24 protein-coding genes and 2 tRNA genes are annotated in these 25287 nt (G+C 70.7%); 22 read left to right on the forward strand and 4 right to left on the reverse strand.

The features are described from left to right. The first annotated feature begins 139 nt into the window (after positions 1-139). The 16 genes from LXT23_RS33120 (at position 140) to miaA (ending at position 15242) form a co-directional block, all read left to right on the forward strand. Positions 140-955, forward strand: coding sequence for an MlaE family ABC transporter permease (locus LXT23_RS33120; RefSeq protein WP_253984382.1), 816 nt, complete (start codon positions 140-142; stop codon positions 953-955). A 56-nt stretch (positions 956-1011) separates the two neighbouring features. Then, entirely contained in the window at positions 1012-1749 is a 738-nt protein-coding gene (locus tag LXT23_RS33125; RefSeq protein WP_253984625.1) for an ABC transporter ATP-binding protein, read from the forward strand. Positions 1750-1848: 99 nt separating this feature from the next. Then, positions 1849-3378, forward strand: a complete 1530-nt coding sequence (locus LXT23_RS33130) for an MlaD family protein (protein ID WP_253984383.1) — start codon at positions 1849-1851, stop codon at positions 3376-3378. A gap of 116 nt (positions 3379-3494) precedes the next feature. After that, on the forward strand, positions 3495-4424 hold the full coding sequence (locus LXT23_RS33135; protein WP_253984384.1) for a PfkB family carbohydrate kinase: 930 nt from the start codon (positions 3495-3497) through the stop codon (positions 4422-4424). A 101-nt stretch (positions 4425-4525) separates the two neighbouring features. Further along, positions 4526-4879 carry a TIGR02266 family protein gene (locus tag LXT23_RS33140; RefSeq protein ID WP_253984385.1) on the forward strand — a complete coding sequence of 118 codons (354 nt, stop codon included), beginning with the start codon at positions 4526-4528 and terminating at the stop codon, positions 4877-4879. Positions 4880-4906: 27 nt separating this feature from the next. Beyond that, positions 4907-5638 carry a metallophosphoesterase family protein gene (locus LXT23_RS33145; RefSeq protein ID WP_253984386.1) on the forward strand — a complete coding sequence of 244 codons (732 nt, stop codon included), beginning with the start codon at positions 4907-4909 and terminating at the stop codon, positions 5636-5638. 106 nt (positions 5639-5744) lie between these two features. Beyond that, positions 5745-6443 (forward strand): hypothetical protein, encoded by a 699-nt coding sequence (locus LXT23_RS33150; protein WP_253984387.1) that lies wholly within the window; start codon positions 5745-5747, stop codon positions 6441-6443. Positions 6444-6520: 77 nt separating this feature from the next. Further along, positions 6521-7363 (forward strand): archaetidylserine decarboxylase, encoded by an 843-nt coding sequence (gene asd, locus LXT23_RS33155; RefSeq protein WP_253984388.1) that lies wholly within the window; start codon positions 6521-6523, stop codon positions 7361-7363. After that, entirely contained in the window at positions 7360-8658 is a 1299-nt protein-coding gene (hisS, locus tag LXT23_RS33160; protein WP_253984389.1) for a histidine--tRNA ligase, read from the forward strand. The genes asd and hisS overlap by 4 nt, the downstream gene beginning before the upstream one ends. Positions 8659-8842: 184 nt before the next feature. Beyond that, positions 8843-9250, forward strand: coding sequence for a S24 family peptidase (locus tag LXT23_RS33165; protein WP_253984390.1), 408 nt, complete (start codon positions 8843-8845; stop codon positions 9248-9250). Further along, complete coding sequence (locus LXT23_RS33170; protein WP_253984391.1) at positions 9247-9555, forward strand: PqqD family protein; 309 nt, start codon at positions 9247-9249, stop codon at positions 9553-9555. Before LXT23_RS33165 ends, LXT23_RS33170 begins: the two co-directional genes overlap by 4 nt. After that, the gene (locus LXT23_RS33175) at positions 9555-10085 is read left to right on the forward strand and encodes a hypothetical protein (RefSeq protein ID WP_253984392.1); all 531 of its coding nucleotides are present in this window, start codon (positions 9555-9557) and stop codon (positions 10083-10085) included. Before LXT23_RS33170 ends, LXT23_RS33175 begins: the two co-directional genes overlap by 1 nt. Before the next feature lie 16 nt (positions 10086-10101). Beyond that, a complete protein-coding gene (locus LXT23_RS33180) occupies positions 10102-13206 on the forward strand; it encodes an outer membrane protein assembly factor BamB family protein (protein WP_253984393.1) in 3105 nt (1034 codons plus the stop codon). Further along, positions 13203-13382 carry a hypothetical protein gene (locus LXT23_RS33185; RefSeq protein WP_253984394.1) on the forward strand — a complete coding sequence of 60 codons (180 nt, stop codon included), beginning with the start codon at positions 13203-13205 and terminating at the stop codon, positions 13380-13382. The genes LXT23_RS33180 and LXT23_RS33185 overlap by 4 nt, the downstream gene beginning before the upstream one ends. Beyond that, a complete protein-coding gene (locus LXT23_RS33190) occupies positions 13370-14338 on the forward strand; it encodes a hypothetical protein (RefSeq protein ID WP_253984395.1) in 969 nt (322 codons plus the stop codon). The genes LXT23_RS33185 and LXT23_RS33190 overlap by 13 nt, the downstream gene beginning before the upstream one ends. After that, a complete protein-coding gene (gene miaA / locus LXT23_RS33195; protein WP_253984396.1) occupies positions 14331-15242 on the forward strand; it encodes a tRNA (adenosine(37)-N6)-dimethylallyltransferase MiaA in 912 nt (303 codons plus the stop codon). The genes LXT23_RS33190 and miaA overlap by 8 nt, the downstream gene beginning before the upstream one ends. Positions 15243-15329: 87 nt before the next feature. Here the strand turns inward: miaA and LXT23_RS33200 are convergent, their stop codons facing one another. The 3 genes from LXT23_RS33200 to LXT23_RS33210 form a co-directional block, all read right to left on the reverse strand. Then, positions 15330-17072 (reverse strand): response regulator, encoded by a 1743-nt coding sequence (locus LXT23_RS33200; RefSeq protein WP_253984397.1) that lies wholly within the window; start codon positions 17070-17072, stop codon positions 15330-15332. Between the two features lie 45 nt (positions 17073-17117). Next, on the reverse strand, positions 17118-18074 hold the full coding sequence (locus LXT23_RS33205) for a GGDEF domain-containing protein (protein WP_253984398.1): 957 nt from the start codon (positions 18072-18074) through the stop codon (positions 17118-17120). 399 nt (positions 18075-18473) lie between these two features. After that, positions 18474-19217 (reverse strand): tetratricopeptide repeat protein, encoded by a 744-nt coding sequence (locus LXT23_RS33210; RefSeq protein ID WP_253984399.1) that lies wholly within the window; start codon positions 19215-19217, stop codon positions 18474-18476. Positions 19218-19313: 96 nt separating this feature from the next. On the opposite strand from LXT23_RS33210, the gene LXT23_RS33215 reads away from it, so the two are divergent. From LXT23_RS33215 to LXT23_RS33235, 5 genes are all read left to right on the forward strand, one after another. Then, a tRNA-Leu gene (locus tag LXT23_RS33215) sits at positions 19314-19399 on the forward strand. A gap of 98 nt (positions 19400-19497) precedes the next feature. Further along, positions 19498-20172: a response regulator gene (locus LXT23_RS33220; protein ID WP_253984400.1), complete on the forward strand. Its 675-nt coding sequence runs from the start codon at positions 19498-19500 to the stop codon at positions 20170-20172. A gap of 52 nt (positions 20173-20224) precedes the next feature. Then, on the forward strand, positions 20225-21559 hold the full coding sequence (locus tag LXT23_RS33225) for an RsmB/NOP family class I SAM-dependent RNA methyltransferase (protein ID WP_256561412.1): 1335 nt from the start codon (positions 20225-20227) through the stop codon (positions 21557-21559). A gap of 56 nt (positions 21560-21615) precedes the next feature. Then, positions 21616-22017, forward strand: a complete 402-nt coding sequence (locus tag LXT23_RS33230) for a hypothetical protein (RefSeq protein WP_253984402.1) — start codon at positions 21616-21618, stop codon at positions 22015-22017. A 55-nt stretch (positions 22018-22072) separates the two neighbouring features. After that, positions 22073-22145: transfer RNA gene (locus LXT23_RS33235), tRNA-Ala, on the forward strand. Between the two features lie 177 nt (positions 22146-22322). Here the strand turns inward: LXT23_RS33235 and LXT23_RS33240 are convergent. Continuing rightward, on the reverse strand, positions 22323-23246 hold the full coding sequence (locus LXT23_RS33240) for a class I fructose-bisphosphate aldolase (protein ID WP_253984403.1): 924 nt from the start codon (positions 23244-23246) through the stop codon (positions 22323-22325). A gap of 288 nt (positions 23247-23534) precedes the next feature. On the opposite strand from LXT23_RS33240, the gene LXT23_RS33245 reads away from it, so the two are divergent. After that, positions 23535-25268, forward strand: a complete 1734-nt coding sequence (locus LXT23_RS33245) for a TolC family protein (RefSeq protein WP_253984404.1) — start codon at positions 23535-23537, stop codon at positions 25266-25268. Positions 25269-25287: the final 19 nt, after the last annotated feature.

Below are 25287 nucleotides of genomic sequence, written 5' to 3' on the forward strand. Positions count from 1 at the left end.
CAAAGGGAGGAAGCGTCTTCGTCTGCCCGCTTCCTTCCCTGGTTCAAGACTGGAGGTGCGCCCGCTGCCCGCGCTCCTCGGGGCCATCACTTCACTTGTGCCCACCGGCCGGGCACGTAAGAGTAGGTTCTGGACCGAAATGACCACGCAGACCCCCAGCAAGCCGGCGCAAGAGCCCGGAATCTTCACGCAGTCGGTGACGAGCTTCGGCAAGGGCCTCATCGACGTCGTCAGCACCATCGGGGGCGTGGTCTCCCTGGGAATCGACGTCTTCCGGTTGAGCGTCCGGCGCCCCTTCCGGTTGAACAACCTGTTCGCCCAGTTGGATTTCGTGGGCGTGGGCTCCATCTTCATCGTGGGGCTGACGGGCACGTTCACCGGCATGGTGTTCGCCCTGCAGACGTCCACCGCCTTCGCGCTCTTCGACGCCGAGAGCCTGGTGGGCCCCACGGTGGCCCTGACGCTCACCCGTGAGCTGGCGGCCGTGTTCTCCGCGCTGATGGTCACCATGCGCGCCGGCTCCGCCATGTGCACCGAGCTGGGCACCATGCGCGTCACCGAGCAGGTGGACGCGCTGGAGACCATGGCCGTCAACCCGGTGCAGTACCTGCTGGTGCCCCGGGTGCTCTCCGGCCTCTTCATGGTCCCCGCGCTCACCATGATCTTCAACACCACGGGCATGACGGGCGCCTACCTGGTGGCCGTGGGGGGCCTGGGCATCTCCCCGGGCACCTTCCTGTCGCGCACCCAGCAGTGGCTGGCGCCGGCGGACGTCTTCCAGGGACTGGTGAAGGGCGCCGTCTTCGGCCTCTCCGTGGTGCTCATCTGCTGCTACAAGGGCTTCAACGCCTCGGGCGGCGCGAAGGGGGTCGGCCAGGCCACCACGGAGGCCATGGTGGCCAGCGCGCTCTCCATCTTCATCCTGGACTTCATCCTCGGCCTCTTCTGGCAATGATGGCTGCGCCCGCGAACACCCGCGAGGGCTCCGCGCCCGGCACGTCCACGAAGCCGATGATCGAGATCGTGGACCTGCACAAGACCTTCGGCGAGACGAAGGTGCTCACCGGCATCAACCTCGAGGTGCCGGCCGGCAGCACGTGCGTCATCCTCGGCGGCTCCGGCTCCGGCAAGACGGTGCTGATGAAGCACATGATCGGCCTGTTCAAGCCGGACAGCGGCAAGGTCATCGTCGACGGGGAGGACATCGTCCCCATGGGCGCGCGGCCGCTGCAGCAGGTGCGCAACAAGTTCGGCATGGTGTTCCAGGGCGCGGCCCTCTTCGACTCCATGACGGTGTTCGAGAACGTGGCCTTCCCGCTGCGCGAGCGCACGTCGGACTCCGAGGACGTCATCCGCGAGAAGGTCCGCGCCCGGCTGGATCTGATGGGCCTCAAGCGCGACGTGGAGGACAAGTTCCCGGCGGACCTGTCCGGCGGCATGCGCAAGCGCGTGGGCCTGGCGCGCGCCGTCGTCCTGGACCCGAAGATCGTCCTCTATGACGAACCCACCACGGGGCTGGATCCCATCACCACTGACAGTGTGGATGAGATGATCCTGGCCGCGCAGAAGGGGCTGGGGGTGACGAGCGTGGTCATCAGCCACGACATCGCCTCCGCCTTCAACGTGGCGGACCAGATCGCCTTCCTCTCCAAGGGCATCATCGTGGAGAACGGGACGCCGGAGCAGCTCCGGGAATCCCAGCATCCCGCCGTGAAGGTCTTCCTGGAGACGTGGTTCGGCAAGAATTGAGTCGGGCCGGGTAGGAGGGGGTGCCCCCACGAAAAGGTGGCACTCCGAATGCAAAACGTTAGAGTCGCGCCCGGCCGGTAGCCCTCGGAGTCACATCAGGTGAAGAAGCTCGTCACGCCCTTCCGTGTTGGCCTGCTGGTCATCGCCGCGGGGGCCTTTCTCATCACCTTCGTCCTCTTCGCCCGCAAGGGCGGATTGAGCGACAGTGAGTCGCTTCAGGTGTGGGCGTACTTCCGCGACGCGTCGGGGCTCGCCGTGCGGGGCCGGGTGCAGATCGCCGGCATCCCCGTCGGGGAGATCGACGCGATCACGCTGGAGGGCACGCGCGCCAAGGTGTTCCTGAAGATCCGCAACGACGTGGACCTGCGGGAAGACGCCGTCATCACCAAGCGCTCCGAGTCGCTGCTGGGCGACTACCTCCTGGACCTGAACCCCGGGACGGAGAGCGCGCCAAATCTCGAGAACGGCGGGCAGATCCGCCGCGTCATCGACACGGCCGGCATGGAGGCCGTCTTCGAGTCGCTGTCGCAGATCACCGCGGACATCCAGCAGGTGACGGGCGCGCTGCGCGAGGTGCTGGGAGGGGAGAAGGGGGCCGGCTCGCTCCAGCGCATCGTGGAGAACCTGGTGCGCCTGTCGGACTCGGTGGACGCCACGGTGCGCCGCAACGCGGACCGGCTGGACATCATCGTCGGCAACGTGGAGGGCATCTCCGAGGACGTGCGCGGCATCACCCGGAACAACTCGGCGGACGTGTCGCGCATCGTCGACAACATCGAGTTCATCACCCGCGACGTGCGCGAGGTGCTGGCGAGCGTGAAGAACATCGTCGGAACGGGCGAGGGTGACGTGAAGGAGACCGTCGCCAGCCTGAAGGAGACGATGAGCAAGCTGGACAAGACGCTCGGCAACCTCGAGGAGATCACCCGCAAGGTGCGCGACGGCGAGGGCGCCGCGGGCGTGCTGCTGGCCGACGAGAGCGTGGGCCGCGAGGTGCGCGAGACGGTGCAGGACGTGGCCCGCTTCGCCTCCAAGCTGACCGACCTCCAGACGGAGGTGGGCATCCAGAGCACCTATCTGGCCGCCCAGGGCCGCTCGAAGAACCTGCTGTCCGTGCGCCTCATCCCCAAGCCGGACAAGTACTACCTGCTGGAGCTGGTGGACGACCCGCGCGGCACCGTGTCCACGCAGGTGGTGCAGACCAACCCGCCCTCCGAGGGCGACCCGGTCATCCAGACGCAGAAGGTGACCGAGGAGAGCCTGAAGATCTCCCTCCAGTTCGCCAAGCGCTGGTACTTCACCACGCTGCGCGTGGGCCTCATCGAGTCCACCGGCGGCGTGGGCGGCGACCTGCACCTGTTCGAGGACGCGCTGACGCTGAAGCTGGACGCCTTCAACTTCGCGGCGGACGAGCTGCGCTACCCCCGGGTGCGGGCCACCCTCAGGGCGCAGGCGTTCGACCACCTGTTCGTGGTGGCGGGCATGGATGACATCCTCAACGCCCAGCAGAGAGACCTGGCGACACAGCGGCTGATCGCCGGACGCGACTTCTTCGTGGGCGGTGGCCTCTTCTTCACCGACGACGACCTCAAGGCCATCCTCACGGCCACGGGCGTACCGACCCCCTGAGCCGCCGCCACCCTCCCGGTCGACGCTTGACGCAGGACGGGAAACCACGTACCCGGCATCGGCACGGGGTTCCCGGGGAGCGCCGTGCCCCCTCACGGCATTTCCAGGAAGCTCGCATGTCCCTCCTCGTCGTTGGCTCCGTCGCTCTGGACTCGGTGGAAACCCCCTTCGGTCGCAAGGAGGACATCCTCGGCGGCTCCGCCACGTACTTCTCCACGTCCGCGTCGTTCTTCACGCCCGCGCGCGTCGTCGCGGTGGTGGGCGAGGACTTCCCGGAGGCGCACCTCAACTTCCTGCGCGGGCGGGGCATCGACCTGGAGGGGCTCACCCGGGAGTCCGGGCGTACGTTCCGCTGGAGCGGCCGCTACGGCTACGAGCTGAACGAGGCGCAGACGCTGGACACCCAGCTCAACGTCTTCCAGTCCTTCTCCCCCAAGCTGCCGGAGGCCTACAGGGACACGCCCTACGTCTTCCTGGGCAACATCCACCCGGAGCTCCAGGCGCAGGTGCTGGACCAGGTGCGCGCCCCGAAGCTGGTGGCCGCGGACACGATGAACTTCTGGATCAAGGGCAGCCGGGCGGCGCTGCTCAACACCCTCAAGCGGGTGAACCTGCTCTTCGTCAACGACGCGGAGGCGCGGCAGCTGGCCGGGGAGCACAACGTGGTGAAGGCGGCCCGGGCCATCCTCGGCATGGGGCCCCAGCGCGTGGTCATCAAGCGCGGTGAGTACGGCGCGCTCCTCTTCGACCGCGAGCACATCTTCGCCTGCCCGGCCTACCCGCTGGCCGAGGTCTTCGACCCCACCGGGGCAGGGGACACCTTCGCGGGTGGCTTCATGGGCGCGCTGGCCACGGCGGCCTCCGGCACCGTGGACGAGGCCGTCCTCCGCCGGGCCATGGTGATGGGCAGCGTCATGGCGTCCTTCACCGTGGAGAAGTTCAGCCTGGAGCGGCTGCGCGAGGTGACGCGGCCGGAGATCCACGCCCGCTTCGCCGAGTTCCGCAAGCTGACCCACTTCGACGACCTGGGCCCGCTGGAGCGCTGAGGGCAGCCTCCGGGTGGGGTCTACTCCTACCCATAACTTGACGGTCGATTCAGGCCGTCCCTAGGCTGTTGCTCCAGGTGCCGGAAGAACAAGGACGCGGGTTGAGCGATAACCGAAAGCACACGCGGATCCCCACCCAGCTCCGCTGCTGGTGCGAGGGTGACAACGTCACCCTCTACGCGCGCATCTCCAACCTCAGCGAAGGCGGACTCTTCCTCCGCACCAGCACGCCGCTCGCCTGCGGGGCGCAGGCCGTTGTCCGGCTGACGCCCGGCGGTGATCCGGAGATCCACGCCAAGGCCACGGTGGTATGGCTCCGGGAGGAAGAGGAGCGGGCCTTCCCGCCCGGCATGGGGTTGCGCTTCGAGTCCCTGGATGGCGAAACATTGGGACGGCTCCGTCAGATGATCTCTCAGCAGCAGAAGAACCAGGTGAAGGTCGGCTGGGCCGGCTGAGCCCGCGCCCCCGAACCGAGGCCCCTCATGCGCATCGCGGTCATCTCCGACATCCACTCCAACATCGAGGCGCTCTCCGAGGTGCTCCGCGTCGCCGAGCACCAGAAGGTGGACCGCTTCGTGTCGCTGGGGGACATCGTCGGGTACGGGGCGTCTCCCAACCCCTGCTGCGACCTGGTGCGCTCGGTGGCCGAGGTGACGCTGCTGGGCAACCACGACGCGGCGGTCGCCGGGCGGATGGACTACTCGTACTACTACGACGCCGCCCGCCACGCGCTGGACTGGTCCGCCAACGTCCTGTCGGACGAGAACATGGTGTGGCTGCGCAGCCTGCCGTACACGTACCGGATTGGCGACGTGGGCTTCTGCCATGGCTCACCGATTGACCCGAAGGCGTACGAGTACATCTTCGCGCTGGAGCAGGCGCGGGAGCTGACGCCGTACGTGGCGGAGCTGCCGGAGGTGACGTTCATCGGGCACAGCCACCTGTGCCGCGCGTTCGCCATCGGCAATGGCGAGGTGAACGACGTGGTGGCCCAGAAGTTCGGCATCCGGAAGGGTTACAAGTACATCATCTCCGTGGGCAGCGTGGGCCAGCCGCGCGACTACGACAACCGGGCCTGCTTCGTCATCTGCGACACCGACGCGCGCACGGTGGAGTACGTCCGGGTGGAGTACGACATCGAGACGTCCGCCCAGAAGATCTTCGACGCGGACCTGGCACTCAACTTCGGCAAGCGCCTGTTCCTCGGGGTGTAGGCCGGGAGTCGAGGCCCGGGCACGGGCGGCGTGCCGCGGGCACAAAAGTCGGCACAGGCGCGGGGAAATGAAATAAACCCGTGCCGTGCGTACCCCGGTCCTTCGAGTGTCCCTCCGGCCCCTCGCGGGCATTGCCTTCGCCCTGCTGCTGGCGCTGGCGCCCACGGCCTGCCGCCGCCAGTCCGGCCCCTCCGCCGAGTACGAGGAGGCGGCGCGCCGCTTCCGCGAGCTCTACGCGAAGCAGCTGGATGCCGCCTACCTGGACCCGCAGATGGGGGAGATTGAAGCCCAGCTCCAGCGCGTGCCGGCGGACAGCCTGGACGCCGAGGGGGCCCGGGATCTGCTCCAGCGCATCCAGCAGGGCCGCTCCCGCATGCAGGCGGACCTCAAGGCCCGCCAGGACGCCGTCGCCACCGCGCGCGAGGTGCCCGCGGGGACGTCCATGCCGACCCTGACGCCACCCGCCCCCCCGGGGCCTCGCGAGGTGCCGGACGCCGGGCCTCCGGACGCCGGGCTGACGGGTCCCCAGGCAGGCACCCTGGCGTCCGAGCTGGTGGCCGGCTTCCGGGGCTGCTTCCGGCGCGGGCCGCCCATCGACGTGGAGGGGCGGGGCATGCGCGAGACGTGGGAGCTGGCCGACCGCACGGCGTGCCGCCTGGAGTACCCCGGGCATGGGGACGTCATCCTCCTCATCGAAGAGGGACGGGTCCTGACGCTGTTACCGAAGAGCGCCGTGCGGACCGTCCAGGTGACGGCCGACGGGGGTACGGCGCCACGGCCCGCGCCGGCGGACGCCGGCCGTTAAGAGTCAGCCCCCCGCCGCGCCGGGCGTCCGTCCGTGCGCGGCAACCCATCCGACTCCCGCCTCGGGCGAAAAGCCGAATGAACGACCAGACCTTCATGAAGTTGATGCAGCTGCTCCCCAAGTCCGCCCTCTCCACGGCGGTGGGCATGGCCACGCGCCTGCCCGTGCCGGCGCCCGTGCACCGGGCCGCGATGCGCGCCTTCGCCAAGGCGTACAACGTGGACATGGAGGAGGCCGAGCACTCCTTCGAGCGCTACCCCACCTTCGCGGAGTTCTTCACCCGCGGCCTCAAGCCGGGCCTGCGCCCCATCGACCCGGGGGAGAAGGTGGTGGTGTCCCCGGTGGATGGCCGCGTGTCCCAGGTGGGCTACTCGGACCTGGGCCGCTGCCTGCAGGCCAAGGGCATCGAGTACACGGTGGACGAGCTGCTGGGCGACAAGGAGGCCGCGAAGCCGTTCCACGGCGGCGCCTGGACGACCATCTACCTGTCCCCGCGCGACTACCACCGCATCCACGCGCCCCTGGGCGGGACGATTACCGGCTACGCGTACATCCCCGGTGAGTTCTGGCCGGTGAACCCCGCGTCGGTGAAGAACAAGCAGTCCCTGTTCTGCGTCAACGAGCGGCTGGTGACGTACCTGGACACGGTGGCGGGCAAGTGCGCCGTGGTGAAGGTCGGCGCCACGTGCGTGTCGCGCATCAAGGCGTCGTACGACGAGGTGCTCACGCACGCGGGCAAGCCCGGCAAGGTGCACAAGTACGACGCGGGCTTCGAGGTGGAGAAGGGCGGCGAGCTGGGCCGCTTCGAGATGGGCTCCACCGTCATCCTGCTGTTCGAGCCCAAGCGCGTGACGTGGGACGACAGCCTCCAGGAGGAGGCGGTGGTGCGCCTGGGCAAGCGCATTGGAGTGATTTCGTGAGTCAGAAGATCTCCGGCGTGAAGGGCATGAACGACCTCCTCCCCGGGGAGATCGAGATCTGGCAGCACGTGGAGGGCCAGGCGCGCGAGCTGTTCGGCCGGTTCGGCTACGGCGAGGTGCGCACGCCCATGGTGGAGGACACCGCGCTCTTCGTGCGCAGCGTGGGCGAGGAGACGGACATCGTCGGCAAGGAGATGTACACGTTCCTGGACAAGGCGGAGCGCAGCCTGTCCCTGCGTCCGGAGGGCACGGCGCCCGCGGCGCGCGCGTACATCGAGCACGCCATCAGCAACCAGGAGCCCGTCACCCGCTGGTTCTACATGGGGCCCATGTTCCGCTACGAGCGGATGAAGACGGGCCGCTACCGCCAGTTCTATCAAATCGGCGCGGAGGCCTACGGCGCGAGGGAGGCCGCCCAGGACGCCGAGATGATGGACATGGTGGTGCAGTTCCTGGGCGCGCTGGAGCTGAAGGACGTCTCGCTCAACCTCAACTCGCTGGGGGACGAGGCGTGCCGGCCCGCGTACCACGCGAAGCTGGTGGAGTACCTCCAGGCCCACCGCGAGGAGCTGTGCGGGGACTGCCAGCGGCGCATGGAGACCAACCCGCTGCGCGTGCTCGACTGCAAGAACGAGAAGTGCCAGGCCGTGGCCGCCGCAGGGCCCAACGTGCTCGAGTTCCTGTGTGAGCCGTGCCGCACGCACTTCGAGGACCTGCAGCGCAAGCTGACGGCGCTGGGCATCCGGTACGTGGTGAACCCGCGCATGGTGCGGGGCCTGGACTACTACACGCGCACCGTCTTCGAGTTCATCGCCGCGCACCCCGCGCTGGGCACCGCCAGCACCGTGGGCGGCGGCGGCCGGTACGACAAGATGATGAAGGGCCTGGGCGGCCCGGACGTGCCCGCCGTGGGCTTCGCCATGGGGTTGGACCGGCTGGTGCTGCTGCTCAAGGAGAGCGGTCGCAAGTACAGCGCGACGCCCGACCTGTTCGTGGCCGTGGCGGACGAGGGCTCGCAGGACGCGGCCCTGACGCTGGCCAGCCGCCTGCGCCGCGAGGGGCTGCGCGTGGAGTTCGACACGCGTGGCGGCAGCCTCAAGAGCCAGATGAAGCGCGCGGACAAGAGCAGCGCCCACTTCACCCTCGTCCTCGGCGAGGCGGAGCGCACCTCCGGTCAGGCGAAGCTCAAGCCCATGGCCGGCGGCGAGCCCATCCCCGTGGCCCTGGACGACGTGGCGAAGACGGTCCGCGCCCGGCTGGCCTCCGGCCCGGCGGGCGGCGCTGGCCCGGCCTGAGGATCCGGCGCGCTTTCGAGCCCTCCCGTTCCCCAGTGACGGAACGGGAGGTTTCGGGAAATCCGCGCACTCCTTGTAAGAGCAACAAAAGGCAAGCAGGCGTGTAACCCCTGGGAAAGTCAGGGGGAATGGGGTGGAGTGAACTCGCGGTGACCGGGAGGCTGGGGTAGACTCTCAGCTTACGATGTTGCGCGAGTCTTCCACCCCCACTGTGTCCGCGACGCTGAGCTGGATTCCCGTTCGCGGGGACAGCATGTGGCCGTCGCTGCGCGCGGGAGACCTGGCGGGCGTGGAGCCGCTGGAGCGCGAGCCTCGGCCTGGCGACGTCGTCCTCGCGCGCTTCGACCATGCCCTGGTGCTGCACCGCGTGCGGCGCTGTGAGGCGGGCGCGGTGGTGCTGCGCGGGGACAACTCGCCCGCGGAGGATCCGCTGCTGCCGTGCTCGCGGGTGCTGGGCCATGTGCGCCGGGTGCGGCGCGGTGGCGCGGTGCTGGAGGCGGGGTGGGACCAGGGGCCGTGGCGCCTGGGGCGCTGGCGCGTGGCGGTGAAGTGGAGGCTGGCGGCGCTGCTGGGAAGGGGAGGGCGCTCATGAGCGCGCCCGCTGCGAATGGCTTCGCCGCCTCGAGCGTTCCCGTGCCGCGTCAGGGCGTGTCAGGCCAGCGCTTCGGCGAGGACTACATCGTGCTGGACGCGGAGGGGCGCACGCTGCGCGGCCTCAACGCGACGGCGGTCCACGTCTGGGGGCTGTGTGATGGCATCCGCACGGCACGCGCCGTGGCGGAGCAGGTGGCCCGGGACTATTCCATCGACACCGAGCAGGCGCTGGCGGACACGCTGCGGTTCCTCTCGGACCTGGCCCGGCTGGGCCTCATCGACGAGCTTCTGGAGGTGCGGTGATGGGAGCACGCAGGTCGTTCCTCATGGCGGCGCTGCTGCTGTCCGCGTGTACGGAGGGCGGCTCCGCCTTCACCCCCAGGGTGGAGCCGGAAGCGCCAGCCCCTGTGTCGCCCACCGACGTGCTGGGCGGTGTGCCCGGCGCCGCGACGGCGACGCCGCCTCCCGCGGCAGGCGTGGAGCCCGAGCCGCCTCCCGCGCCTCCGCCCGTGACGGCGCGCGCGGCGGTCGTCGGGCTGGAGGAGGGCGCCCGGGGGCTGTCCTCGGTGTCCCACGTGGACGTGGACGTGACGATGGAGGGCCTCCGGGGGAAGCGCTCGGTGAGCGTGGAGTTCATCCCTCCCTCGGGTCATCCGTACGAGCGCCGGGCGACGGCGGTGGAGCTGCGGCCCGACGTGCCGCGCACGCTGCGCTTCGCGCTCCCGGTGGCCGGCACCACAGTGGCCACCTCCGGCATGAGCGGGACGTGGCAGGCGCACTTCTTCCTCGACGGCGAGCCGATGACCTCGGTCGCCTTCACCCTGGAGCCGTGACGTGAGGCCCTCCGCCATGAGTCTCTGCAACACCCGTCTCGCGGTGCTCTGCGCCGTCCTGCTGCCGGCGCTGGCGCTGGCGCAGACCAACAACCGCTCCTTCACCGTCACGCAGGTCCTGGAGCCCGGAGAGACGCGGGCGCGCGTCACCATGGACGAGGTCTCCGAGCTGACCGTCGAGGTTCGGAACATGACCCGGACCACCTCGGGCAACTACCAGCCCCTCAACCAGGTCGAGTTCACCCTGCCCAACGGCTACGTCCCGTTGGAGACGTCGGCGCCCACGGGATGGAGCGTCGCCTACAACATGGGGCTGCGGCAGTTCGTCTTCCACCTCGGGGTCGACTGCATGGGCTCCGGTCCCTTCGGCCTGGGCTTCAACGTGCCGGTGCGCTTCACCCTCCGGATGATTCCCGCCGCCAACACCAATGGCGTGGACATCACGACGGACAACTTCGCCACGGGGACCGGAGGAACCATCGCGAGGAACCAGTGCTCGGGCGGGACCTTCGCGGCCACGCTGGGCACTCCGTCATCGTGGGTGCGCCACAGCCTGGCCACGCATGTCTCCGTGATGCCGCGAGTCCTGGGCGTCGGCGGGGACATCGAGGCCCGCATCGTCATGGAGAACCGCACCGCGTCCGGCACGGTGCGCGCCGACATCACCGCCGAGGGCCCCACCACCGGCTCGGGTGGCGTCGCCTTCACGGTGGTGGGCGTGGAGCCGACCGACTTCCAGGCGGACATTGAGCGGCGGAGCGCGGGCGTCCTGGCCGCGCGCGTCCGCACGACGTCGGGCGGCACCCTGGAGGCCCAGGTGCGTGGCACCAATGCCGCTGCCACCATCACCTCCAGGGTGGCAGAGACGAAGATGGTGAACGTGGGAGTGCTCCCGGCGGCGCTCGACGTGGACTCCACCCAGGCCTTCACCGGGGAGACGGTGCAGGTGCGGATGACCGTCACCAACCCGTCCACCACGGACACCTTCCTCAACGTGGCGCCGCGCACGCCCGGCTTCGAGGGGACGGCGGAACTCACGCTCCAGTCGGGCCCCAGCCCCGCGAGCGTTCCCCGGCTCGGTCCGGGCGCCTCCGCGCACTTCGTCTGGCGCTACCAGGTCTCCGGAGTGGCGCGAGCGGACTACCGCTTCACGGGCCAGGTGGATGCCACGCGCGGAGGCAGCGCGGTGACGTCGAGCCTCGTGCGCTCGGAGCGCGGCCAGGTCGTCCTGCAGCGGGTGAGGATCAGCGCGGAGGCGATGGCGGCCAACTCCACGAACCGGACGGTGGTCTACACCGTGCAGAACCGGGGACCGCGGCCCATCATCCAGGTCCAGCTCCTGCGGCCCACGGCCAACTACTTCGCCCAGCCGACCAACCCGGTGGCACCCGCGGGTTGGACCCAGTTCATCAACGACGTCAACGGCATCTCCTGGTTCGCGGACCCGGGCATTCCGCAGGGAGGGGAGCAGTCCTTCTCGGTGCGGTACACGAACTTCGGCACTGGCACGTCGCTCACCGCGCCCACGTCGTTCCGTCATCGGATGCACCTGCTCGACGACTACGAGCTGCCCCCCATCCGCGTCGAGGCGCCGGTGACGCTGCTGATGGGCACCGCGCCGGAGGTGGCGCGCCTGACGGCCGTGGCTCGCGATGCCAGCGTGACGCTGACGTGGGACAACCCGGCGCAGCATGACGGCGTCCTGATTCTCCGGGCCGTGGGCGCGGCCCCGAACCTCGCGCCCACGCCGGGCCTGCGCTACGCGGCGGGGGCCACGCTGGGCAATGCCACCGTCGTCTACGCTGACACGTTCAGCTCCGCGACGTCCTTCACGGACACCACAGTCACCAACGGCACCACGTACTACTACCGCGTGCACAACGCGGACGAGGTGCGCAGGTACTCCGCCGGCAACCAGCCCACGTCGGCGACGCTCCTCGCCACCCCACGGGCGCGCGTCGGCAGCGCGCCGCTGTGGTGCTACTCGGTGGGCCTGTCCGCGCTGCAGCAGCCCATCACCGAGCTGGGCGTGGGCATCTACAGCTCCTTCAACGACTCGGTGGTGGCGAACCTCACGCAGGTGAGCAACCCGTCCCAGGACGGCGCCGAGCGATGGCGGCCGCTCCCGCTGTCGGGCCTCATCGGCAGCCGCTTCCCGGTGGTGCCGCTGCGCGGCCTGCCCGGCCAGTACATCCTCGTGGGGGACCAGGCCGGCGTCGCGTATGCCATCAACGCCGCCACCGGAGCCGTGCTGTGGCGCTGGGACAATGGCGGCACGCCCATCGGCACCATCCAGTCCTTCCCCGTCACCCAGCTCCACGACTTCGCCAATGCGGCGTACCAGGCGGCGCATCCCGGCCGCGACCTGGTGTTCTTCGCGACACGGCTGGCCAATCCCGCGCTGAACCAGGTGGTGGCCCTGAATGCCGCCACCGGCGCGGTGGTGTGGAGGTACCAGCCGGGCAACCTCGGCATGGTGAGTGGCGGCATGCTGGTGGACTATCCGACCAACCGCCTCTTCATCGGCTCGATGACCCACGCGGGGTCCACGGACTCGCTTCGCATCGTGAACACGTTGAATGGCGTAGAAGTTGCGCGGCGCCCTGTCGGCGATATCGAGTTGAGTCTGGTGAAGAACGCGGTGAGCAATCAGGTCTACGCGACCAACAGCGCCGGTACCGTCCACGCCATCGACGTGGCGACGACGCAGCCTGCGTGGAGCATGGCCATCGCCACGCGTCCGGCGCCGAGCACGCCCGCGTTCACCAGCTTCGTGCGCCCGCAGGGCGCGGGCTTCGTGGCCAGCATCGCCGCGGGCCGGGTGGAGTTCTACGATGTCACCGGTGCCGCCGGCACCCAGCCGACGCTGCGGTGGAGCACGCCCATCGCGAACCCGTCCGGCGTGTTCTCCCTCAATCGTGATGGAGTGGCCCGCATCTACGTGGGCAGCTCGGATGGGCGCGTGCACCAGCTCGAGCTGACCAGTGGCGCTGACTCGCGGCAGGTCTCGATTGGAGGCGCGCAGCGCATCGGGACCCCGACCATCGACCACACCGTGAGCCGCCTGCATGTGGGCTCGGAAGACGGACGCATCTGCGCATTCCCGGTACCCTTCCCGTGAGAAACGTCCCTGCCTCCACGCCAGCCCGGCCCCAGGCGCCGGATGCCACCCAGGCGGCCCCTTCCAGGACGCGTGCGCGCTACGAGGCGCCCGCCATCCTGTGGGAGCAGCCCTTCGTGGCGCTGGCGCAGATCTCCCAGTGCAACATCCCGGGTGAGTCGGAGTGCATCCCCTGAGCCACCCGGGCACCGGCACGTCCGGTCCCGATGGTCCTGGCGACGCCGACGGCACCCCGGTGGCCACCGGCCTGTGCGTGAGGATCGCCGGCTGGACGGTGGCGGTGGAGACGACCGACGCGGGCCTGCGAGACTCGCTGCGGCGGATGTTCTCCCGGTTCATGGTCTCCGTGGCGCCTGGAAGTGAAGCGGTGGCCCGGCTGGAGGTCATCGCGCCCCAGGTGCCCCGGCCCGCGCCCGACGTGCGCGAGCTGCCCCGCGTGCAGCGCGCTCCGGAAGGAGGGCTGCGGCTGGAGGGCGAGGACTACTCCGCGACGCTCTCCGCGGAGGGACTGCGCGCCACGGTGGTGGGGCAGGGGCGCTTTCCGGTGGAGACGGTGCTCAAGGTGATGCTGGCGACGGAGCTCGCCCGGCGTGGGGGGCTGCTGGTGCACGGCGTGGCGCTGGCGCACCAGGGCCACGCCGCGCTGTTCGTGGGGCACTCGGGGGCAGGGAAGAGCACCCTGGGAGGGCTGTGGGCGGGGGCCGGTGAGACGCTGCTGTCCGATGAGCTGGTGGCCGTGTGGCCGGAGGGTACGTCGGGGCCTGGCGCCAGTGCGGCATCGCGGAACCCGGCGACCGCGAGCTCTGCCGTCAGCACGACTCGCGGCTTCACCTGGCGCGCGGCGGGGACTCCGTGGAACGTGGGGCTGCCCGTGGAGGCCAGTTTGGTGGCGGTGGGGACGCTGGCGTGGGACACAGGCTCGCGATGGGAATCCCAGTCGGCGGGCGAGGTGGGGCGGATGCTGTTGCTCAATGCGCTGCTGCCGGAGGCCTCGGCGACGGGGCGGGGCGGGCTGCTCGCGGCGGCGGGGCGGATGCTGTCGGAGGTGCCCCCGGTGCGGCTGGTGTTCGCGCGAGACGCGTCCGCGGCCCAGGTGGTCCGGGACGCATTGGAGGCCGCTACACATGACTGAGGGCGGGCCGATGTTGACGGTGATTGCCGGGCCCACCGCGTCCGGGAAGACGGCGCTCGCTGTCGAGCTGGCCCAGCGGGCCGGCGGCGAGATTGTCAGCGCGGACTCGCAGCAGGTGTACCGGCACTTCGACATCGGCACCGCGAAGCCCTCGGCCGAGGAGCTGGCCGCGGTGCCGCACCACCTGGTCTCCTTCGTCGACCCGCTGGAGGCCTTCTCCGCCGCCGAGTACCAACGGCGTGCGGACGCGGCCATCGCCGACATCACCGCACGCGGGCGCCCCGTGTTCGTGGTGGGAGGCACCGGCCTGTACATGCGCGTGCTGCTGCACGGCGTGGTGGACGCCCCTGGCGCGCTCCCCGAGCTGCGCGCGGAGCTGGAGGCGCTGGCCTCGGCAGAGGGGCGTGAGGTCGTCCATCGCCGGCTCGCGCAGGTGGACCCGGAGACGGCGGCGAAGCTGCCCCCGCAGGACCTGGTCCGGATCATCCGCGCGCTGGAGATCCACGCCCAGACGGGCGTGCCCGCCTCGGAGTTCCGCAAGGCCCACTCCTTCGCGCCGGACCGGTATGCCTTCCGGCTGTACGTGCTGGACCCGCCGCGCGAGGACCTCTACCCGCGCATCAACGCGCGCACGGAGGCCCTGTTCTCACGCGGCCTGGTCAAGGAGACGCGCGAGCTGCTGGCCCGCGGCTACGCGGACGCCGCGCCCATGCGCAGCGTCGGCTACGTGCAGGCCCGTGCGGTGGTCGAAGGGCGGATGACCGTGGAGGAGGCCATCCACGACACCGCGCAGGAGACCCGCCGCTACGCCAAGCGCCAGCTCACCTGGTTCCGCAAGGAGCCCGGCGCCGTGTTCGTGCCAACGCCGTACGAAGCCCTGCGCCTCCCTGTCTCGCCGCGCTGAGCACGGCTCGGGGAGGGTCCGCGCCATCCCCACCGCCACCGAGCCCGGGAGGTGCCCTGGCTTGGGAAACGCCGCGCGATTCAGGATTCAGGACGCGTAGCGGTCCGAGCCCACCTCGTGCGTGTCCTGGGCCGGGTGCGCGGGTGCGTCCACCTCGAGGTGCGCGGGCGCGCGGCCCGTGAGGAGCCGCAGCAGGCGGTCCGGATCCACGGGCTTGGGCAGGAAGGCCTCGGCCCCTGCGTCCAGCGCGCGCTGACGCACGTGGGGCCGGTTGAGGCCGCTCATCACGAACACCCGCGTGCCGCGCGTGAGGGGGTGCTGCTTCAGTCCCTCGGCCAGCCGTAGGCCGTCCACCCAGTGCAGCACCACGTCCAGCAGGATGGCCGTGGGCGGCCGCCGCGCCACCGCGCAGAACAGCGCCAGCTCGTCGGCGAACGCCACCACCTTCGCGCCCGTGCTCTCCAGCAGCGCCGTCAGCGCCTCGCGAGCGTCCGGATCATCATCGACCACGTAGTACAGGTCGGGCTCCAGCTCGGGCACCACCGTGGGCACCGGCTCCATCGTCGACCGCACCCACGAGCCCACCACCTCGCGCAGGCCGGCCCACCGCGCCGCCCCCAGCAGCGCCGTGGGCGTGGGCGCGCTCATGCCCAGCACGCCGCCGCCGTAGATGCCCCCGGACGCCCGCCGGCCCTTCGCCGCGACGAAGGCCGCCGGCGCCCGCCGTCCCGCGCGGCGCAGCCACGTCACCGACCGCGCGCCGGCCGCTGCGTCCTCCATCAGCTCGCCCAGGCCCTCGCGCACGTACCGGCGCTCCAGCGCGGGCGCCTCCAGCCCGCCGTCGAGCAGGGCCACCGCCGCCCGGCTGCACGAGGCCAGCGTCTCCGACAGGCCCACCTGCAGCGGATGGCCGAAGGCCGCCGGCCCCACCGCCACCTGGCCCGGGGCCACCAGCGTCCGGCCAGGCCCGTAGGGCAGGCGCGTCGTCTCCAGCGCCGCCAGCTCGAAGCCTTCCTCCACCAGCCCGTCCCGCGCCGCCATCATCAGCGCCTGGCACAGGTCCGCCGGAGTCACCGCCGGGCCAAAGGCGAGCGCGTACACCGAGCCCGCCCCGGGCAGCAGGAACAGCCCGTCCACCGTCGGCAGCGGGGCAATCCACAGCCGCGCCAGCGGTGCCAGCTCCAGCCGGGGAGACGCGTGCCGCAGCCTCGCCTGCACCGCCGCCACCGTGGGCGCCGGCCGGAAGCCCTTGAAGAAGGCATCACCCATCAGCGGACCCGCGCCCGCCGCCAGGGCCACCGCATGGAAGCGGTCACCGCTGCCCTGCGCCCGGACCACCAGCGGCCCGGCCCCGCGCACCGAGGCAGGAGCGTCCGGGGCGGGGGCCTGCCGCTCCACCCGCTCCACATGACGCGTGAGGAAGCGGGCGCCCTGGGCGCTCGCCGCGGTGGCCAGCACGTCGCGCACCTGCGCCAGCCCGCCCTCGCCATTGGGCCAGCCGTCCACCACCCACAGGCCTCCGGGCGCGGCGGAGAGCAGCTCCCGGCGGCCTTCGGCGATGATCTCCACGCCTCGCAGTTCGTGCGCGCGCCACTCCAGGGGAATGCGGCAGCCCAGCGCGGCCAGGCGCGAGCGGCACTCCGGCGTCAGCACCGCCGGCGGCGCCGTGCGCTCCGACATGCCGCCCGCGTACACGCGCACGTCCAGCGTCAGCCCGCGCGCCCGCCCGTTGAAGAGGAGTGAGGCCGCCAGCCCCGCCCCGGCGATGCCGCCCCCGACGATTGCAACCCTCGAACCGCTCGCCAGCCTGTTGCTGTTGCCCAGCATCATCCGCGCCCTCGCTGCCCCGCCGTTGCCTGCCTCACCGCGCCTCACTCAGTGCCGCTGCACTGGCGGGGAGAGCACCGGCCGGCCGTACACCACCACCCGATCCCGCCCCTCTCGCTTCGCCTCATAGAGGGCCGCGTCCGCCGCCTTCATCAGCGCGTCCGGATCCTCCTTCGGTCCTTCCAACGTATGGTCGGCGATGCCCACGCTCACGCTCAGCCCGAAGGGGGCAGGGCGGCCGTCGCTCTTCTGCACGCCCACGCTGCGCAGCCCGGTACGGATGCGCTCGGCGAACACGGCTGCCTCCAGCGCCGTCTGGTGCGGCAGCAGCGCCACGAACTCGTCCCCGCCGAAGCGGGCCGCGAAGTCCGACTCGCGCAGCTCCCGCTTGAGCTGCGACGCCAGGGCGAGGATGGCGCGGTTGCCCACGTCGTGCCCCATGCCGTCGTTGATGGCCTTGAGGTGGTCCAGGTCGATGACCACCACGCTCAGCGGGTACTGGTAGCGGTGCGCCCGGCGGAACTCCTCCTCCAGCCGCACCGTGAGCGCCCGGAAGTTGGCCAGCCCGGTGAGCGCGTCCGTCTGCGCCAGAATCTGGAGCCGGCGCTGCTGCTCGCTCTGGCGCAGCGCCCTGTCGATGCGCGCCAGCAGCTCGCGGGCGCTCGCCGGCTTGTGGATGAAGTCAACCGCGCCCATCTCCAGACACTTCTCCAGGGTGGCCTCGTCCGCGTCCCCAGTCAGGAAGATGATCGGCACGGCCTCCGTGCGCGGCTCGCGCTGCAGCGTCTCGAGGACCGCCAGCCCATCCCCGCTGGGCAGGAACCTGTCCAGCAGGACGAGGTCCGGCCGATGCTCGCGCGCCAGCTCCACCCCGGCGTCCGCGTCCTCGGCCGCGAGTACGTCGAAGCGTGACGCCAGCAGGTCCGTGAGGCTCTCCCGGACGCCCGCGTCATCCTCGATGATGAGCAGCAGGGATCGCTCCGAGGTCCGGCCACGCCGTTCCATGCACCACTCCGCTTCGCTCGGCTGCTGCGAAATGGCAGGCCGAAAGTCTCGGGTGCCACGCCCTTCCGAGTGCTCCCTCCGCCCTTGCGCCCCACGCGCATCCGCCGCCACCCGGTCCTGCAAGCACCCGCCAACTCCCGCAACCTTCACCCGAGACCTCCGGCTGCCAAGCCCGTTCGCCTCCACGCGGCGGGTCCGCATCCCCGCCTGGCGCGCGCATGGCCCTGGAGCAAGCTGCATGCCCCGCGACTTGACGGGGCCGCCAGAGTGTTTTCGGGCGGTTGCGTGCCCTTTCCGTCCCGCAGTTTTAACGGGTCGGAAGACGTTCCAGCGTCGGTTTGAAATTCCCGGTAGGAATTCCCGTGCGCGGGCAGACGGAAGGCGGCCGCGCGCGGGGGATCAGCGTCGGGTAACGAACTGCATGCGACGGCCACCGCCCATGGGGGGCATGGTGGGAGGCGCCTCCAGGCCGAACTGCCACCACATGGGCTCATACGGCTTCATCTTCAGCCGCTTGTCGTTCTGCAACTGCGCGAGGCTCCCCTTGAGCTTCTCGTCCTTGGGGTTCTCCTCCACGCCGCGTGCGAGCACCCGCAGTGCGTCGTCCTTCTCCTTGTTCTGCAGGAGGCACCAGGCGTACACGGCCCAGACGATGGACTCCTTCTTGCCCGTCTTCACGGCGGCCTCGAAGGCGGCCTTCATCGCGGGGAAGTCCTTGCGCTGGTAGTACAGGGCGCCCTGCATGGCCTTGGCCATGTAGTTGCGGCCGCTGGCCTTGTCGAAGGCGGCCTTCGCGCCGTCCAGGTCCTTCACCATGTACTTCAGCATGCCGATCTGCGCGTGGATCTCCGGGCCGACCAGGAACTGCCACTTGTCGTAGACGAGCCCTTTCTCCAGCGTCTTCACCGCCCGGTCCACCCGCGTCTGGGCGTCCTTCTGGCTGGTCGGCTGTGTCTGGAGGTCCTGCTGGACCACGGTCATCAGGGCCTGGACGCGGCTTGCCACCCGCCGGGCCAGGAGGATGAAGGTGCCGAGCGCCGCGATGATCCCGGGGATGAGGCCGGCCCAGAGGGAGAAGCCGGCCAGCTTCACCAGCAGCGCGACCACGAGACCCACGCCGAGGGAAATGAGAAGGTTGTACATGGGGGGCCCCTCTTAGCGATGTGCGTGCGGCACCGCAATCTTCGGATGCATGTAGCCGACGGTCGCGGTATACGTCTGGCTGTTCCTGCAACAAGCGGCCCTCTGTCGAAATTGGTAGACGAGGCGGACTCAAAATCCGCTGCGGCTGACCCCGCGTCCCGGTTCGAGTCCGGGGAGGGCCACATCCGAAACAGGCAGACCGGCGGGGGTGACCGTGCTGGCGCTGCCTGGGTCCGGTGAGGACAACAGGTCCGTTCTGGGCTGGCGGAGGCTTCCCGTAATGAAGGTGCTGCTGGTCGAGGACGACGCGAGCCTCCGGGAAGGCATGGCCGAGATCATCGGTGAGCTGGCGGACGTGCGGGCGGTGGGTGCAGAGGCCGAGGCCCTGGCGACCCTGGCCGCAGAGCGGTTCGACCTGGTCATCACCGACCTGCGCATCGGCAACCACGAGCAGGGTGGACGCAGCGTACTGGAGGCCGCGCGCAGGCGGCAGCAGGCGGTGGCCATCGTCAGCGCCGCCGCGCCCGAGGAGGTCGCCCGGACGCTGCGGCCCCACGAGCCGGACGCGGTGCTGGTCAAGCCGTTCCAGCTGGACGACATCGTCGGCCTCGGGGAGCGCTTCCTCGCGCTGCGCAAGGAGGTCGAGCGCCTCGCCACCGCACGGGTGCTGCCTCCGGAAGCGGCCTGGACGGAGCTCTCCGCTGGAGTCCGGGTGGCGTCCACGGGGCCGGAGTCGGAGGCCGCGCCCCGCTGGGTGCGGCTGGCGCCGGGCAGCGGCTTTGCGTGGCGGGTTCATGGCCAGGGCCGCGAAGGCGTGCTTCTGGTAGAGGGTGGGGTGGAGGTGCAGGGCGAGCGGCACATCGCGCCCTGCTACCTCTTCATCGGGGCCGGACCGGCGCCCGAGGTCCGCACCCGCGAGGGGTGTCTGGCCGTCACCCTGCCGTTGAAAGGTTAGGAAACTCCCCGTGGACTCCGTGTGGCCTTCCACCCCGCTGGATGCGGCGCGCCTGGGGCGTCCGTCCCGGCGGGCGGCGACGGCGGCGCTGCAGGCGCACATCTCCGTACTGCGGGGCGAGCCGCTGAAGGCCGCGCTGGCGGACGCCCTGCGCGAGGCGGAGGGGCTGGGCGGACAGGAGCGGCGCTTCACCGCCCTGGCCGTCCGGGAGCTGTCCCGGCACCAGCGGCTCCTGGACCTGGCGGCGCGCCTGCTGGGGCATCCGCCCGGCAAGCTGGTGATGACGGAGGACCAGGCCCTGGTGCGCTACGCCCTGTGGCGGCGCGTCTTCTGCGGCGAGGGCTGGACGCGCATCGGCCCGGAGGTGCGGCTGCCCGGCCCGGTGCGCCCCCGCACCATCAAGGACGACCTGCTCCAGACCTTGGTGGAGGCCCCGTTGCCGGAGGCGCCCCTGCCGGAGTCCACCGCCGAGCGCCTGGCGATGCGCTACTCGTTCCCCAACTGGCTGGTGAACCGGCTGGCGCAGGTGTACCCGGAACCCGTGCTGGAAGGGCTGCTGGCCTCGCTCGACGAGGAGCCCGGGCTGCACTTCCGCGTGCGGCCTCCGGGCACGCGCGACGCGGTGCTGGCCGCGCTGGCGGAGGAGGGCGTTGCCGCGGAGGCGGTGGCGGCGGCTCCGGACGCGGTGCGCGTGGTGGATGCCAGCCACCGCATCTTCGAGACGAAGGTGATGAAGTCCGGGAAGCTCCAGGTCCAGGACGTGGGCAGCCAGCTCATCACCGAGATGTGCCGGCCCGCGGGCGGCTCGCTGGCGGGGCTCACCGTGGCGGACGTGTGCGCGGGCGCGGGTGGGAAGACGCTGGCGCTGGCGGACTTCGTGGGGCCCACCGGCAAGGTGCTCGCGGGAGACCGCTCCCGGCGCCGGCTGGCCGAGGCGCGCGAGCGGGTGCGCCACTTCTCCCTGCGCCAGGTGGCCTTCCCCCATCCGCTGCCGCTGTCCGAGGCGGACGTGCTGCTCATCGACGCGCCGTGCAGCGGCACGGGCTCGCTGGCGCGCGAGCCGGACCAGAAGTGGAAGCTCACCGCGCAGGAGATCTCCAAGTACCAGACCACCCAGTCCGAGCTGCTCGACGAGGTCGCCCGTCAGGCGAAGCCCGGGGCCCTCGTCGTCTATGCCACCTGCTCGGTGATGCCGGAGGAGGACGAGGCGGTGGTGGAGGGCTTCCTGGCGAAGCACCCGGACTTCACGCTGGAGCCGGTGGGAGACGTGCTGGGAGCGGAACGGGCGGCGCTGGCGGCCGAGGGGCCATACCTCCGGGCGCTGCCTCCCCGGGTGCCGGGGGGCGGCTTCTTCGCGGCCCGGCTGCGCAAGTCAGGGCAGGGTTGACAGTCGCCGAGGCCGCACGCTACGCAACTGTCGGATTCTCCAAGGGGTTCACCCACGTGGCGGCCGATCCGAAGCAGTCCGAGGTGGTGAAGCAGATCAACGAGGCCTTCCAGGCGGCCCAGGCCCGGCTGGCCCAGCTGCGCGAAGCGGTGGAGCGCAACACGGACCTGGCTCGGGCGAATGCTCGCGTCACCGTGTTGAAGGACCACAAGGAGAAGGCGCTGAAGGAGCTGGGCGAGGTGGTGTGGCGCCAGGTCCAGAAGGGCAAGCTGGAGCTGCCGGCCGGCTTCGCCTCGGTGCTCAAGGCGGTGGAGGCGGCCGAGCAGGCGGCCGAGGCCCACGCCCGCGAGCTGACCGACATCCTCCGGGAAGGGGAAGAGGTCGCTGAGCGGTTGAAGGTTGGAAAAAACGCCACGAAGCCACAAACAGTTGTGGCGCAGGGCGGAAAGAAGCGGTAGAAGGCACCCGCTTTCGACGTCGGGCCGCTCCCCAAGGCGGTCAGCAGCACAAGACGGGGCTATAGCTCAGCTGGGAGAGCGCTTGAATGGCATTCAAGAGGTCATCGGTTCGATCCCGATTAGCTCCACTCTGAAATGAAGAGGCCCGCCCGGGAAACCAGGCGGGCCTTTTTGTTTTCCGGCGCTGGCGTCCGTGCGGCTCCACGCGCGAGGCAAGCACCACGCCGAAAATGGAAAGGCCCGCCAGGAGATCCTGACGGGCCGGCTCCCGCCCCGGAAGCCCGGAGCGCTGGCGGGGACGGCGCCTACGCCTTGCCGGCGAAGATGCCCATCACGTCCTTGAGCAGCTTCACGGACTCGCCGTGGGGCCGCTGGAAGGCGTTGCGGCCCATGATGGAGCCGAAGCCACCACCGGCGTTGATCTGCCGGATCTCCTCGAGCAGCGCCGGGGTGTCCTTGGCTTCGCCGCCGGAGAAGATGACGATGCGCTTGCCGTTGAACGCGGAGCGGACGACTTCGCGCACGCGGTCGGACATCGTCTTGGTGGCGATGCCGGCCTTCTCGAAGGCCTTCTTCGCCTCGGCCTGCTCGATGTGGTCCTGCGGCGGCTTCACCTTGATGATGTGGGCGCCGAGCTGGGCGCTGATCTGCGCCGCGTACGCCACCACGTCGATGCCCGTCTCACCCTCCTTGGACAGGTTGCCGCGGGGGTAGGCCCAGAGGACGGTGGGCAGGCCGTAGGACTTGGCCTCGGCGATGAGGTCCCGGAGCGCCTCGTACTGCTCGTTGCGCGCGCCGGAGCCCGGGTAGATGGTGTAGCCCACCGCCACGCAGCCCAGCCGCACCGCGTCCTTCACGGAGGACGTCACCGCGGACATGGGGTTGGGCACCTTGGCCAGCGAGTCGGAGTTGTTCGTCTTGAGGATGAGCGGAATCTCGCCCGCGTACTTGCCAGCGATGGCCTCCAGGAAGCCCAGGGGCGCCGCGTAGGCGTTGCAGCCGGAGTCGATGGCCAGCTGCACGTGGTACTCCGGGTCATACCCGGCGGGGTTGGGACCGAAGGAGCGCGCGGGACCGTGCTCGAAGCCCTGGTCCACGGGAAGGATGACGAGCTTCCCCGTGCCGGCGAGCGTGCCGGTGTTCAGCAGGCGGGCCAGGTTGGTCAGCGTGCCGGGGTTGTCGGACGGGTACCACGACAGGATCTGCTTGACGCGATCGGTATGGGCCATGTGTGGGGGTCCTCGGTTGTCGGGCTCGATAGCGCCCGTGTCGGGAACGGGCCCAATCTGCTGCATACGTCACGTCCCACCAACTCATTTTCACGTGCGAGTGTCATCGGTTCTACGTGGGCGCGGGGCGTTCAGCCCCTGGAGTGACGCCTCGTGCGCCACCAGGGCAGGGGGCCAGGGCACCGGACGATGGATATGGGACGAAGAACGCCAATGACGCGGTGGCCGTGAACAGAGATGCTGCGCGGCCGCGGGCAACTCGGATATGGGGCCCGCACGAGGCGGGCAATGCGCGGACACCTGGAACGAGGCGTGACAGTGGCGCTGGTGCTGGCGGCCGGACTCTCGGCGGCCCAGCTCACGCCCGGGACGGCGGGGCAGGGCAGCAGCCCGTCGACGGGGTCGGGGACGCAGGGCTCACCCGCTCCGGGTACCGGGACTCCCTCGACGCCGTCGCCAGGCACGGGCTCCGGCTCCACGCCTTCGCCGGGGGCGGGAACCGCCGGGAGCAACATGCCCACGCCTCGCACGGGCACAGGCGCGGGGAACCTGCCTCCAGGGCCTCCGGCCATCGCGCCCGAGACAGTCGAGTCGCCCACGTCCGGCCCCTCCGGGGGGCGAGCCGTGTCTCCCGCTCCCGCGCGCGAGCCCGCGCAGCAGGCCCAGCAGCAGGCCGGCGAGTCCGTGAGCCAGGCGGCCACCTCGAAGACCCCCTCCGGGGCCGCGCCGCTCACCCTGGCGCAGCTGGTGGAGCGGGCACGTGCCACGGACTCGCGCGTGGAGGAAGCCACCGCCGAGCTGCGCCGGTTCCAGGCGCTCTACCAGCAGGCGAAGTGGGCCTGGTTCCCTAAATTCGAGATCTCCGTGGGCCTGGGCGGCCCCGTGCCCGAGGCGCGCCTCGACGACAACGGCGTGCTCACCCCGGCCTCCCGCGAGGGCGACTTCGACTTCGGCCGCGTGGGTGTGACGGTCTTCTCCACGGGCAACGCGGTGCTGCCGCTCTACACCTTCGGCAAGCTGTCCGCGCTGGAGAAGGCCGGCGCCCAGGGCCCCATCGTCGGCGCGGCGCTGCGGGAGCGCGCACGGGCCGAGGCGGGCTTCCAGGCCGCGCAGGCGTACTTCGGCTACCAGCTGGCGCGCGCCGGCCTGAAGGAGATTGAAGACGTGTCGAAGCGGCTGGAGGACGCCGCCGAGCGCATCGACAAGCTGCTGAAGGAGGAGTCGTCGCAGGTGTCCCAGATGGACACGTACAAGGTCCGCTTCTTCCGGCAGCTCGTGGAGGCGCGCAAGGCCGAGGCCCGGCAGGGGCAAGCCTTCGCGCTGACGGCCATCGGCCTGCTGGCCAACGCGGCCCCGGGCGAGCCGGTGGCGGTGGTGGAGGAGGACCTCGAGCCGGAAGGGGACGTGGAGCCGCCCTCGCTGGAGCAGGCGCTGACGCAGGCCGAGCAGCACCGGCCGGAGCTCACCGCCATCTCCGCGGGCATCGCCGCGCGCGAGCAGGAGGTGTTCATCCGCGAGCGGAGCTACTTCCCGGACCTGGGGCTGGCCGGCTTCTACGACGTGCGGCTCACCACCAGCGCCACGCGCCAGACGAACCCCTTCGCGTATGACCCCTACAACGAGCGCACCGCCGGCCTGGGCCTGGTGATGCGCGGCACGTTCGACATCCCCATCAAGAACGCGCAGCTCGAGCAGGCCCGCGCGGAGCTGGACAAGATGCGCGCCCAGGAGAAGCAGATTCGCGCCGGCATCCGCCTGGAGGTGACGAAGGTGCACGGGGACCTGGTGTCCGCGTGGGCTCGTGCCCGGGCCTTCGCCGAGGCCGAGAAGAACGCCCGCCGGTGGGTGACGGCCGCCTTCGCCGCCTTCGACCTGGGAACGGGTGAGACGCGGGACCTGGTGGAGGCATTCACCGCGTACGCCCAGGCCTCGGGAGACAAGTCCAAGAGCTGGCACGACGTCAGGGTCGGGATGGCCGCCCTGAGCCGCGTTACCGGGGCGCCCGTCGCCCCGGGTGAATAACCTCCGCCCTCCTTCTGTC

This window comes from Pyxidicoccus xibeiensis (assembly GCF_024198175.1).
GTDB classification, from domain to species: Bacteria; Myxococcota; Myxococcia; order Myxococcales; family Myxococcaceae; genus Myxococcus; species Myxococcus xibeiensis.

Excerpts from the sequence above, each read along its gene's own strand:
- LXT23_RS33175 (WP_253984392.1), top strand. The coding sequence starts at position 9,555 with ATGGGAGCACGCAGGTCGTTCCTCATGGCGGCGCTGCTGCTGTCCGCG.
- LXT23_RS33120 (WP_253984382.1), top strand. The coding sequence starts at position 140 with ATGACCACGCAGACCCCCAGCAAGCCGGCGCAAGAGCCCGGAATCTTC.
- LXT23_RS33165 (WP_253984390.1), top strand. The coding sequence starts at position 8,843 with ATGTTGCGCGAGTCTTCCACCCCCACTGTGTCCGCGACGCTGAGCTGG.
- LXT23_RS33200 (WP_253984397.1), bottom strand. The coding sequence starts at position 17,072 with ATGATGCTGGGCAACAGCAACAGGCTGGCGAGCGGTTCGAGGGTTGCA.
- LXT23_RS33180 (WP_253984393.1), top strand. The coding sequence starts at position 10,102 with ATGAGTCTCTGCAACACCCGTCTCGCGGTGCTCTGCGCCGTCCTGCTG.
- asd (WP_253984388.1), top strand. The coding sequence starts at position 6,521 with ATGAACGACCAGACCTTCATGAAGTTGATGCAGCTGCTCCCCAAGTCC.
- LXT23_RS33170 (WP_253984391.1), top strand. The coding sequence starts at position 9,247 with ATGAGCGCGCCCGCTGCGAATGGCTTCGCCGCCTCGAGCGTTCCCGTG.
- LXT23_RS33210 (WP_253984399.1), bottom strand. The coding sequence starts at position 19,217 with ATGTACAACCTTCTCATTTCCCTCGGCGTGGGTCTCGTGGTCGCGCTG.
- LXT23_RS33240 (WP_253984403.1), bottom strand. The coding sequence starts at position 23,246 with ATGGCCCATACCGATCGCGTCAAGCAGATCCTGTCGTGGTACCCGTCC.
- LXT23_RS33125 (WP_253984625.1), top strand. The coding sequence starts at position 1,012 with ATGATCGAGATCGTGGACCTGCACAAGACCTTCGGCGAGACGAAGGTG.
- LXT23_RS33205 (WP_253984398.1), bottom strand. The coding sequence starts at position 18,074 with ATGGAACGGCGTGGCCGGACCTCGGAGCGATCCCTGCTGCTCATCATC.
- LXT23_RS33145 (WP_253984386.1), top strand. The coding sequence starts at position 4,907 with ATGCGCATCGCGGTCATCTCCGACATCCACTCCAACATCGAGGCGCTC.
- miaA (WP_253984396.1), top strand. The coding sequence starts at position 14,331 with ATGACTGAGGGCGGGCCGATGTTGACGGTGATTGCCGGGCCCACCGCG.
- LXT23_RS33135 (WP_253984384.1), top strand. The coding sequence starts at position 3,495 with ATGTCCCTCCTCGTCGTTGGCTCCGTCGCTCTGGACTCGGTGGAAACC.
- LXT23_RS33220 (WP_253984400.1), top strand. The coding sequence starts at position 19,498 with ATGAAGGTGCTGCTGGTCGAGGACGACGCGAGCCTCCGGGAAGGCATG.
- LXT23_RS33245 (WP_253984404.1), top strand. The coding sequence starts at position 23,535 with ATGCGCGGACACCTGGAACGAGGCGTGACAGTGGCGCTGGTGCTGGCG.